Raw genomic sequence first — 11856 nt, 5'->3', positions numbered from 1 at the left:
CAGATCCCAGACAGAAAGGCATTGTTCATGAGCGGGAAACACAAAGCTCGCTGCGGCGGCCAAATGCATCGCGGGCGCACACCGCATAACGCACGCCCTCGGGCGGCGACATGTGCAGGAATGCCGTCGAGATCAGCGGCGCGGGACTGACCTTTTCAAAAGTCCCGCCATTAGTGCTGACCAAGACATCGTAGAAGATGGCAGGCCGGATATCGCCGGCAGCCCAGAACAGCATGCGCTCTTCCCGGCCGCCAAGACCAAGATAACGTTCGACAACAAGGCCGGTCGGTGCCGCTGGTGGCACGCCGACATCGGGAACGACAAGCACCTGCGTCAGCGACGGCAATGGCACATCGAGGTCGACGCTGATCCGGCCTTCGTCGCACGCGACGACGCTGATCGGATGCAGCAAGGCGGGCTCCTGCGCCCGGCGCAGTTCGGCAAACTGCGCTTCGCTCGGTGCCGGCGGCGCGCCGACCGGCTCGAAGGGGCCGCGCGGATTGGTTTCGTCGCGCTGGGCCTCCCAGACCTCCATCGGATTGGTGAATTCCTCGTCGATGCGCAGCAGGCAAAGTGCGTGCCGGCCGGGAACCAAGCCGCTCACCTCGAGGCGGACGGCGGTCCGGCCCGAACGGTTGATGGCATCGACGCTATGGATGAGGCTGATGGAAACACCGCCGCCCGGAAGCCGTGTCGGCAGGATCGACAGGCCATCCTGGTCGGGAGCAAGCGGCGGTTCGGCCGTCACATTGCAAACGGTATCGCCCAGCGTTGCCAGCAGTTCCATCGATGTGAGGCCGGGCTTCTTGATGATGTCGAAGGGCGGCGCGCTGTCGACATCCGTGACCAGCATATCCAGATTGGTCTTGTGCTCCCACTGCGCCTTGGTGAAATTGCGCGAACCGAAATAGGCAAAGATCGTGCGCTGGCTCCAGCCGCCGATAAAGGCGTGGTCATTGCTGAGGAAGGTGAAATTCGCCGCTTTCGGGGCGATGATGCGCCGGTCGTGCTGTTCGATGATGCGGGCGATGATGCCGGCGTAATAGGCTTTGCCATGCCAGCTATGGTGATCGCTCCACCCAAGCTGCGGATCGCATTCGTCGTTGATGATGGGCAGCCCTGCCAGGCGCAGGTGGTGCTCCTTGAGATAGTCGACGACGAGAAGCGTGCGGTCGACGATGGCGTTGGTTTTCGGGGTCAGGTCTTCCTTGCTGCCGTTGACGCCCTTTTCGTGGATCGAGATGTAGTCGATCCGCGGCGGGCCATCGCCGGTGAGGCAGCTCGTGCCGTTGTCGCAATGAGCCATGAGGGCGCGAAAGATCGGCGAGAGCGTGCGGGCGGTGCCGGGCCCGCCCATTGGCAGGTTGGGATCGATGGCATCGAGCCCCGCGACGCAGGCGTCGTAATAGTTGGTGTAGCCCTTAATCCCGTAGGTCCACCAGCCGGAATCGGCCTCGTTCGTCGTTTCGAAATACCATGTGCGCAATTCGTCCATGCCGTAACGCGCGCCATAACGGTCGACTGTTGCCGTCACGAGATCCCGCCAGCGCCTGACCTGATCCATGTCCTCATAGTCGGTGAACAAGCCCGACGGGTTGCCCATCAGCTCGAAGAACGGCTTCAGGCGGTGTTCGATCATCACGTCGAGCGCGCGGTCGAGCAGGGACCAGTCATAACCAGCCCCGCCCTTTGCGCTCAGCAGATTGTAGAGATAATGCACACGCAGGAACTTGATGCCCTCATTCGGCAGGCCGCCGATATAGGCAAGCATCTGTCGCATCTCGGGTTCGAGCAGCAGCTCGGCGGGCGAAAAACCGGTGCCGCGCCAGAACCGGTTGAACGGGCGTACCGCTTCGCTGGCATCAACGTTTATTCGCGTACGTTCACGCATGGGTCATCTCTCCTTGGGCGGAAGTTTGGCGGTGCGCCGCAATGCCGGCACACGAGGCCAGGAGCCGGATTATTTGAACTTGTCGCGCATCGCATCGATGCCGGGGATGGTTTTGGTCAGATGCTGATGGGCGGGATCGAAGCGCTGGATCAGCCCCCGACGATGCTTGCCGACGAGAATGGTAAAGATATAGCCCCGGTGCCCCGGCGAGGTGACCGTCGGGTGGTAACCCCGGTCAACCAGGACTGTGTCGCCATTGCGGGTCATGAGGATCTTGACCGGACCGTCTTCATCATAGGTGATCTGGCTGCCGAAACCGGTCTCGGGCTGGAAGCGGTAGTGATAAAGTTCTTCATGCCGGGTCTCGACATCACCGTCTTCGGTATCGTGCTTGTGGGGGGGGTAGCCGGACCAGCATCCCTCACCGGCATAGAGTTCGCTCACCAGCAGGTTACCGCAGCGTCCGTTCTGTCGTTGTCCGAGCAGGTGGACGATCCGCCGCTGGCTGTGCGTGTCCGACGAGCCGACATTGACCGCGTCGACCTCATCCGGCGTGATGCGAAACGCGGCGTAACGCGTGTCGCAGAGGCCGCCGGCAAGGGCGACTTCCGCCGCCGCGCCACGAGCCGATATCCGGACATTGGCGCCGACGGGCGCGTAAACCGAGTCCGCATCGCCTCCCCAGATATCGGCTCGCCGGCCCACCGCTTCGAACATGATGTCATCGACCTCGATATCCACCTGCCCCGACAGCACGACGTAGAGGCTTTCGTGCATGGGCAGCCGCCGCGTGTCCTGGCCGTTGGCCGGAAGCGTGACGAGGTCGAAGTAGATGAGATCGAGCGTCGTGGAGGAGGTATCCACAATGGGACGCTGCTCGGAGCGTGGAATGAATTCGGGCATCAATTGAACTCCGGAACGGTACGGTCGGCGAAGGGATTAAGCGACAAGGATTCGGCGTAGTGACAGGCCACTTGGTGCCCATCGGCTGTGACGGTACGCAGCGCCGGCACCTCCTGCTTGCAAAGCTCGGTGGCGTAGCGGCAGCGCGGATGAAATGCGCAGCCGGGAGGCGGATGGGCGGGATCGGCGACCTCGCCCGCCAGCCGAATGCGCTGGCCATGGCGGCGCATCCTCGGATCGGCGATCGGCACGGCCGAGAGCAGCGCTTCGGTGTAGGGGTGGAGTGGGCGCGAAAAGATCTGCTCCGTCGGCGCCTTTTCGACCACCCGACCGACATACATGACGGCAATGTTATCCGAGATGTGCCGGACGACCGAGAGGTCGTGGGCGACGAAGAGATAGGTCAGACCGAACTGCTCCTGCAGGTCCTGCAGGAGGTTGATGGTTTGTGCCTGCACACTGACATCGAGCGCCGAAACGGCCTCATCGGCGATCACCAGCCGCGGATTGGAGGCCAGCGCCCGGGCGATGCCGATGCGCTGGCGCTCTCCGCCGGAGAAAGCATGGGGATAACGGTGCATGTATTCGGGCCGCAGGCCGACGCTCTGCATCAGGTCGGCGACCCGGTGCTCGAGCTCCCGGCCCTTGGCGATGCCGTTGACACCAAGCACCTCGCCGATGATGTCGATGACAGGAAGGCGCGGATTGAGCGAAGATTGCGGGTCCTGAAACACGATGCGCAGGTCGCGATGGATTTCGTCGAGGGCAGAACCCGACAACGCCGCGAGATCGACCGTGCCGCCATTGCGGCTGCGATAGCGGATTTCGCCGCTCGTCGGCTGATAGATGCGCAGCACCGTGCGGGCAAGCGTGGACTTGCCGCAGCCGGACTCCCCGACAATACCAAGTGTTTCGCCATCCTGGACGCGAAGCGAAACGCCGTCGACCGCCTTGACGTGTCCGACCACACGCCGGAATGCGCCCTTGCGAATGGGGAAATGCATCCTGAGATCGTTGAGTTCGAGCAGTGGGCTTGGTTGCTTCATGAGATCCGCCATCATTGTCTTCCTTCGTAAAGCAGACAGCTGGCGACATGCCCGTCGCCGATGGCGATGGGCTGCGGATCCTTTTGGTCGCACAGGCCCGCCCTCGCCTCTTTGCATCGGGGATGAAAGCTGCAGCCCTGGGGCCGGTTGAAACGCGAGGGCACCATGCCATCGATGATCGCGAGCCGTTCGGTGGGTTGCCCATGCATGCGTGGCACCGATTGCAGCAGCGCCTTGGTGTAGGGATGCGCCGGTGCGTGGAAGATCGTGTCGACATTGCCTGCTTCCACGACCCGGCCGACATACATGACGACGACCTCGTCGGCGATCTCGGCCACCACACCGAGATCATGGGTCACGAACAGCACCGAGAGCCCGAATTCGGCCTGCAGCGAGGCCAGGAGATCGAGGATATTGGCCTGGGTGGTCACATCGAGTGCCGTGGTCGGCTCGTCGGCGATCAACAGCCTGGGGCGGCAGGCAAGCGCGAGCGCGATGCAGACGCGCTGGCGCATTCCGCCGGAAAACTGGAAGGCATAACTTTCCATGCGCTCGGCCGGCCGCGGAATGCCGACCAGAGCCAATGTCTCGATGGCATGTTCGCGCGCCTCCTTCTTTCCCATCTTCAGATGCAAGCGGATCACTTCCACCATCTGGTTGCCGATCGTATGAACGGGGGAAAGTGCGGCCATCGGCTCCTGGCTGATCAGGCCGATCTGGGCACCGCGGATCGCCCGCATGTCGTGGCCGCGCGGATCGAGCGCCGCCAGGTCGATCGAGGGTGCTGCGGGATCCGGCCGGTAGCGGATTGCGCCCGAGACGATCCGCCCTCCCCGCGGAACCTGGTTGAGGATCGAGCGGCCGGTGATGCTCTTGCCCGAACCGGATTCGCCGACGACGCAGACCGTCTTGCCGCGTGGGATGGAAAAGGAGACGCCGTCGACCGCCTTGATCGTGCCCGCACCACCGAAGAAATGGGTCCTGAGATCAACGACCTCGATCAGCGGGTCACGATCCCCGTGCCGGCCGCCGGCTGCGGCAAAATTGGGATCAGTATTCATAGGGATCTGCAGCATCGCGTAATCCATCACCGAGGAAATTGAGGGCGAGCACGGTGACGATCACCGCGAGACCGGGAAGAAAGAGCCAGGGTGCGCTCGAGACGGCGAGAATGTTCTGTGCCTCCTGAAGCAGCACGCCCCAGCTCACCACCGGCGGGCGCAGGCCGATGCCGAGGAAGGAGAGCGCGGTTTCTGCGAGGATCATCGTCGGGATGGCGAGCGTCACCGAGGCGATGATGTGGCTCATGAAGGACGGAACCATGTGCCGCCAGATGATGCGCATCTGCGAGCAGCCATCGAGACGGGCGGCGATCACGAAGTCTTCCGTCTTGAGCGACAGGAAGCGCCCGCGCACCACCCGCGCCAGGTCGGTCCAGCCGATCAGCGACAGGATGATGGTGATCCAGAGATAGACCAGAATCGGATCGGCGCTGATCGGAACGGCAGCCGCAAGGCCCATCCACAACGGAATGGTCGGGATAGAGTTGATGAGTTCGATGGAGCGCTGGATCACATCGTCCACCCAGCCGCCGTAGAGCCCCGAGATGCCGCCCAGGATGATGCCTAGGATGAGGCTGATTGCGACGCCGATCAGTCCGACCGACATAGACACGCGCGTGCCGTGGACCGTCCGGCTGAAGACGTCGCGACCTAGCCGGTCGGCGCCGAACAGGTAGAATGGTTTGCCCATCTCGATCGGGCCGATCAGGTGCCGGTCGAAATCGAACAGCCCCCAGAGCCGGTAGGGTTCTCCCTTGACGAAGAAGCCGAGGGGGATGACGACGGCCGGATCGGGGACGTAATTGCGGCTGAGCGCGATCGGGTCAACCTTCATCGAATAACCGTTGACGTAGAGCGGATGAAACTGCCCGGCCGCGTCGTAGCCGGCGAACTTGATCTGCTGCGGCGGTGCATAGGTGTAGCGGGAATCGTAGGTCTGCGATGAAACCGGGGCGAGAACCTCGGCAAACAGGGCGACCAGGTAGATCAAAAAGATGACGACGCCTGCCGCCAGCGCCAGGCGATGGCGACGGAAGCGCCGCCAGATAAGCTTCCACTGGCCGGCGGCCGCGTCGGAATTCTTGATCAGTTCAGGCTGTAGCGCGATGGCTTGATCGGTCATTGGTCTCGTCCTTCAGCCGTTGCGGATGCGTGGATCAAGCCAGGCAAGCAGCAGATCCGAAATCAGCGTGCCGATCAGCGTCAGCATGCTCATCAAGAGGATGAATGTGCCGGCCAGATACATGTCCTGGGCAAAGAGGGCGTTGAGCAGCAGTGGCCCGGTGATCGGCAGGCTGAGAACGATGGAGACCACCACCGAGCCGGAGACGAGGTGCGGCAGCACCCAGCCGACGGTCGAGACAAAGGGGTTGAGCGCCACCCGCACCGGATATTTCAACAGCAGCCGGATTTCGCTCAAGCCCCGGGCGCGAGCCATGTCGACATAGGGCTTGTTGAGCTCGTCGAGCAGGTTGGCGCGCATGATCCGGATCAGCGCTGCCGTGGCGCCGGTGCCGAGAACGACGACCGGGATCCACATATGCGAAATGAGATCGCCGAGCTTGGCCCAGCTCCAGACAGCATTGATATAGGCGGGCGAAAACAGCCCGCCGGTACTTTGGCCGAAATATTGTGCCGAAACATACATCAGCACCAGCGCCAGCAGGAAATTCGGGATGGCTAGGCCGAGAAAGCCGAAGAAGGTGGCGAAGTAATCTCCCACCGAATATTGCCGTACGGCCGAATAGATGCCGATCGGAAAGGCCACCGCCCAGACGAAGAGCAGCGTGGTGACCGAGACCACCATCGTCAGGCCCATGCGAGCCCAGATCAGTTCGCTGACCGGCTTGTTCCAATCGAGGGACTGGCCGAAATCGCCGCGCAGCAGGATGCCGCTGATCCATTTCCAGTATTTGACCGCCCAGTGCTGATCGAGGCCGTAGCGTTCACGCAGGCCGGCAATGACGCCGGGATCGATCGTTTCGTTCTGGGAGGCCAGGCGCGCGGTCATCGCGGTCAGGAAGTCGCCGGGCGGCAGCTGGATGATGATGAAGGTCACGACGGAGATCGCGAACATCATCGGGATCATGTAAAGCAGACGTCTGATGATGAAGCCGGCCATGTCAAGCTCCTTCAATCGGCAACCGCCGATCGGATTGGATGATTGGGACTGGGCTGGTGTTGATGGGGTGGCGCCCGCGGACGCCATCCCTGTCGGTCGCGTGCCGTTACTGTTGGTAGTAGAAGGTCTCCGGTTTGGCCGGTCCCGGTGTCATGTAGAACGATGTGCTGGGAATGACCTTCGGGACATTGCGCATATTGGTCTTGACGATGCCGACGCGGTCCGGCTCCAGGTTGGTGCCGATGACGTAGAATTCGTCACGGGTAATCGCCAGCAGCTCCTTCATCGCGGCCAACTGCTTTTCGAGCGTCGGCGCTTCTTGCACCTGCCGGTACAGATCCATCTGCTTCTTGGCAGCGGGGCTCGGTTCTTGCGCGTTCGGATCCTTGGGGTTCTGGTAATAGAGGCCCCAGGCCGTCGCGAAGCTCGATTCATATTCGTGCGGGAAATACCATTTGGGATCGAGCAGGCCGAGGAAGTCGTAGCCACCGCCGCCAACCCATCCAAGGCCGTCATTCTCATTGTTTTGCAGGCGGGAGAAGATCAGCGAACGTTCGGCCGGGCGGGGTTGCATGTCGATGCCGACGGCCCGCCAGTAGCGCTGAATCATCTCGAGGGCGTCCACCTGGATCGGGCTTCCGGTCAAGGCGTCGATCGCAAAGGTAATCCGCTTGCCGTCCTGGCCGAGGCGATAGCCTTCGGCGTCATGTTTGGTAAGGCCGGCCTTATCGAGATACTGATTGGCGAGATCGACATTATACTCCAGATACTGGGTCGCCATCTTCTCGTCGTAGAGCGCGGTGCCTTCACGCGGTGCTGCCTGATAAGGCTTGGCCTGTCCGGCATAGATCAGCTGGTTGAGCTCTTCGCGGTTGATGGCGTAGCTAAGGCCGATGCGGAAATCCTTGTTGGAAAAGACAGCGCGCAAGGCCGGATTCTTGTGGGTCTGGTTGAGGGTGATCAGCAGGGCGTTCGACCAGGCCGGCCGGGCGATGAACAGGCCGTAGCCGCCTTTCTCCTGGTTCTGCACGATCACCGTACGGGCGTCCGTCGTCTCGATGAAGCGGTTCTGCATGTCGATTTCGCCGCTGATCGCCTTCAGGATGATCGCCTGGGTATCCTGCATCACATCGATGGTGATCCGATCGAAGTAAGGCAGCTGGTTTCCTGCGGTATCCACCTTGGCATAGTAAGGATTGCGTTCAGCGACGACCTGGGTGGTGCCATTATAGGGCGCGGTCAACACCCAGGCATCAAGCGTTGGACGACCGAGATCGCGCCAGCGGCCGGGAAAGCCGATCTTGTTGTTGAAGAGCTGGACCCAGTCGGTTGCGCCGGCTGCCTTCACCAGGGCGTCGACGCCATCGGGATTGAAATCCTTGTGGAATTGCTTGAGGTAGTGGGCCGGTGCGGCCGCCAGAATATCGGAGCCGCGCACGGTGGCCATGTTCATCAGGAACAGGCCGTTCGGCGCGGCAAATTTGAAGACGACCTTGTCGTCGGCAAGCTTTTCGACCTTGACGGTCTCTCCGCCGGCGGTCAGCCAGTCGGGTGCTGCAGGCGTGATCTTGGTGTTGCGCAGCACGTTCTCGTTCCACCACACCAGATCGTCCGCGGTAAAGGGCTCCCCGTCCGACCAGCGCGTGCCTTCACGCAATGTGAACGTATATTCGGTGGCATTGTCATTGACCTCGACGCTCTTGGCGATATCGGGGATCACCTCGGTCCATTCCGGATTCCAGCGGACCAGTCTCGTATAGCCGATCGAACGCTCGATCTCGCTGTCACCACCGCCAAAGGTGGCCGTGCGCCAGGTGCCGCCATAGGTACCGATCGATTCAAGCGGAGTGAGCACCAGCGGCTCCTTGGGCAAGCGCTTTTCGACCGGCGGCAGCTTGCCGGCATCGACCAGCGCCTTCAGTTCCGGCGACTCCTCAAAGCCGAATGCGGCACCGGCCCAGCCGGCACCCATGAGGATCGCCGCGGCAACGGTCGAGACAACCTGCCGTCTTAAGATTCTGACGTGTTGCATTCTTTCCTCCCGATATTCTGCTCTAGGTTATCGTTAACGTATTCTCCTCTTTCTCGAACGTTATCGTTACCGTTAAATCTTGTCAAAGAGATTCTCGACACCTTATACTTTGTCAGAGCAGCCTTGGCTTTCACGGAAATTATGTTAGTTATCGTTATCGTAAATTCCTGCCCCTTCTGAAGAGACAATCCAGTTGAGCCGCCCTAAAGAGCCAGAACCCAAAATTACCATCGCCGATGTCGCCCGCGCCGCAGGGGTGTCGCCGATGACGGTATCGCGCGTGCTCAACGATCGGGGCGGAGCCAGTGCGGAGACAAGTCAACGGATTATTTTAGCGGCGAGCGAACTCAATTACCGGCCCAATCCCTTTGCGCGCGGATTGCGGTCCGATCGATCGAAGGCCATCGGCCTTCTCGTTCCCGACATCACCAATCCGTTCTTTCCCGAAGTCATCAGGGGAGCCGAGGATGCGGCAAGCGCTGCCGGCTACAACCTGCTTCTGTCCAATGTCGTCGAGAACAGCAAGCGAGAGGAAGAACTCATCGAAACGCTGCTGCGGCACCGGGTCGACGGAATCATCGTCTGCAGCCCGCGGCTGCCGGATGCCGCGCTGCATAAGGCGCTTGCGCCCCACCGTGCGGTGGTGCTCATCAATCGCGAGGCGCCCAACGAGGTCGCCGGGACGATTGTCACCGACTACGAGACGGGAGCGTCGCGTGCCATCGACCATCTGGTCGAGCGCGGGCGCCGCAGGATCGCGATTATCGCCGGGCCGCGCAGTTCGTTTGGCGGCAAGAGCCGTCTTGTCGGCTTTCGCAAGACCCTGGCGGCCCACGGGCTCAAGGCGCAAGGCATCGTTTATTGCGATCCGACCGCGGCGGGCGGCCAAACGGCGGCCGCGCAATTGCTGGCGGAGGCGCCCGGCGTCGATGCCCTTGTCTGCTACAACGACCTCAATGCGATCGGCGCGATGAAGGCCTGCCGGGCCGCCGGCATTTCGATCCCCGGGCAAATCGCCCTGATCGGTTTCGACGATATTCCGACTGCCGAACTGCTGTCTCCGGCACTCACCACCTTGCGGGTGCAAAAACGCGAAATGGGGGAGGAAGCCGTGCGTCTGCTGCTCAGCCGCATCGCCACCAGAAACCGTCAGCACGGCATCGTCATCGTGCCCGAGCTTATTATCCGCGAAACAACCTGAACTCCCCGGAGCATGATGCCGAAAAGTGTGAGCGGTTTTCGGACGACATCGTGCTCCAACTCTCAAAGTTTGGAACAGGAGGAATATCCGATGGATATCAACAATCTGCAGTCACTGGCCCTGCCTGAGGAGAAGAAGGCCTGGTTCGTTCACGACCGGTTCGGCATGTTCGTGCACTGGGGGCTTTATGCACTGCCGGCACGCCATGAATGGGTCAAGAGCCGCGAAGAACTGAACGACGCCGACTACCAGAAATATTTCGACCATTTCGATCCCGATCTCTACGACCCCAGTGAATGGGCCAGACGTGCAAAGGCTGCCGGCATGAAATATGTCGTGCTGACCACCAAGCACCATGAAGGCTTCTGCCTCTGGGATACCAAGGCGACCGACTTCAAAGTGACCAACACGCCTTATGGACGAGATCTCCTGGGTCCGTTCGTCGACGCCTTCCGCGCAGAGGGCCTGAGGATCGGATTCTACTATTCGCTGATCGATTGGCATCATCCCGACTTCACCGTCGATCCGCGCCATCCGCAACGCAACCATCCCGATGCGCTGAAAATCAACGAAGGCCGGGACATGCAGCGCTATGCCGCCTTCATGCGCGAGCAGGTCCGCGAGTTGCTGACTGAGTTCGGCCAGATCGACATCCTGTGGTTCGATTTCAGCTATCCGCAATGGAAGCTCGGGGAGCTGGTCGGAAAGGGCCATCAGGATTGGGAAAGCGAGAAACTCGTGCGTCTGGTGCGCGAACTCGCCCCCGACATCATCATCAACAACCGGCTCGATCTCGCCGGCCTGCAGCCCGACATCGTCACGCCGGAGCAATATATGCCGCGCGCCCGTCCGCTCCGCGATGGCAGACGCGTTGTCTGGGAAGCCTGCCACACGCTCAGCGGTTCCTGGGGCTATCACCGCGACGAGGACACCTGGAAGAGCACGGAACAACTGGTGCAGATGCTGGTCGGCACCGTTGCCATGGGCGGCAATCTGCTGATGAATGTCGGGCCGACGGCGCGCGGCACGCTCGACCACCGCGCGATTGCAGCCCTTGCCGCTTATGAGGAGTGGATGGCACTGCACCAGCGCAGCATCGTCGGCTGCACCCAGTCCGACTTCACCGCTCCGGCCGACTGCCGCCTGACCCAGAATGGCGATCGTCTCTACATCCACCTCTTCAACTGGCCTTATCGCCATCTGCATTTCGATGCGCTGGCAGGCAAGATCGAATATGCGCAATTCCTGCATGATGGCAGCGAGGTCACCTGGTTGCGCCCATCCGCCAATACGCTGTGGGCGAACACGCAGTTCCCCGTCGGCGAAGATCAACTGACATTCGTCCTGCCGGTGCGTCGACCTCAGATCGTGGTCCCGGTCATCGAGGTCAAGCTCAAGCCAGGGAGCGCGGCTGGCATTCAGGACTAGAGCCTTTCCGGGTTAGATTGAAACATTCTGTTGGCTCAAACGGAGTCGGATGGTCGACCGGCCGGCGCGCGTCGTAGCCCAGTTCTACGGCCAAGCCGGCCGGTCGATCAGCTGGCCCGTTTCAGCCAACCCGAAGGGCCGGGCATCTTTCCGCCAGGATCAAAGGCGATCG

9 protein-coding genes are annotated in these 11856 nt (G+C 61.5%); 2 read left to right on the top strand and 7 right to left on the bottom strand.

The genetic code is table 11. The annotated features are described in order from the left end of the window. Positions 1-25: 25 nt before the first annotated feature. From AC1D2N_RS22340 to AC1D2N_RS22310, 7 genes are all read right to left on the bottom strand, one after another. Positions 26-1891: a GH39 family glycosyl hydrolase gene (locus AC1D2N_RS22340; RefSeq protein WP_130654036.1), complete on the bottom strand. Its 1866-nt coding sequence runs from the start codon at positions 1889-1891 to the stop codon at positions 26-28. A 69-nt stretch (positions 1892-1960) separates the two neighbouring features. Further along, positions 1961-2794 carry a 5-deoxy-glucuronate isomerase gene (locus AC1D2N_RS22335; protein WP_018246745.1) on the bottom strand — a complete coding sequence of 278 codons (834 nt, stop codon included), beginning with the start codon at positions 2792-2794 and terminating at the stop codon, positions 1961-1963. Continuing rightward, a complete protein-coding gene (locus AC1D2N_RS22330; RefSeq protein WP_018246744.1) occupies positions 2794-3852 on the bottom strand; it encodes an ABC transporter ATP-binding protein in 1059 nt (352 codons plus the stop codon). Before AC1D2N_RS22330 ends, AC1D2N_RS22335 begins: the two co-directional genes overlap by 1 nt. Continuing rightward, complete coding sequence (locus AC1D2N_RS22325) at positions 3852-4901, bottom strand: ABC transporter ATP-binding protein (RefSeq protein WP_018246743.1); 1050 nt, start codon at positions 4899-4901, stop codon at positions 3852-3854. Before AC1D2N_RS22325 ends, AC1D2N_RS22330 begins: the two co-directional genes overlap by 1 nt. Next, positions 4891-6024 (bottom strand): ABC transporter permease, encoded by a 1134-nt coding sequence (locus tag AC1D2N_RS22320; protein WP_130654037.1) that lies wholly within the window; start codon positions 6022-6024, stop codon positions 4891-4893. Before AC1D2N_RS22320 ends, AC1D2N_RS22325 begins: the two co-directional genes overlap by 11 nt. Positions 6025-6036: 12 nt before the next feature. Next, positions 6037-7023, bottom strand: a complete 987-nt coding sequence (locus AC1D2N_RS22315; protein ID WP_130654038.1) for an ABC transporter permease — start codon at positions 7021-7023, stop codon at positions 6037-6039. Between the two features lie 106 nt (positions 7024-7129). Beyond that, positions 7130-9055, bottom strand: coding sequence for an ABC transporter substrate-binding protein (locus AC1D2N_RS22310; protein WP_028732351.1), 1926 nt, complete (start codon positions 9053-9055; stop codon positions 7130-7132). Between the two features lie 193 nt (positions 9056-9248). On the opposite strand from AC1D2N_RS22310, the gene AC1D2N_RS22305 reads away from it, so the two are divergent. Both AC1D2N_RS22305 and AC1D2N_RS22300 read left to right on the top strand, forming a co-directional pair. Next, positions 9249-10256 (top strand): LacI family DNA-binding transcriptional regulator, encoded by a 1008-nt coding sequence (locus tag AC1D2N_RS22305; RefSeq protein WP_080671757.1) that lies wholly within the window; start codon positions 9249-9251, stop codon positions 10254-10256. Between the two features lie 12 nt (positions 10257-10268). Continuing rightward, positions 10269-11684 (top strand): alpha-L-fucosidase, encoded by a 1416-nt coding sequence (locus AC1D2N_RS22300; RefSeq protein ID WP_312863707.1) that lies wholly within the window; start codon positions 10269-10271, stop codon positions 11682-11684. The last annotated feature ends 172 nt before the right edge of the window (positions 11685-11856 follow it).

Source organism: Rhizobium sp. P1_B8, from assembly GCF_056406515.1.
Note: the sequence above shows the minus strand (reverse complement) of the source record. Positions and strands in the feature narration are given on the sequence as shown.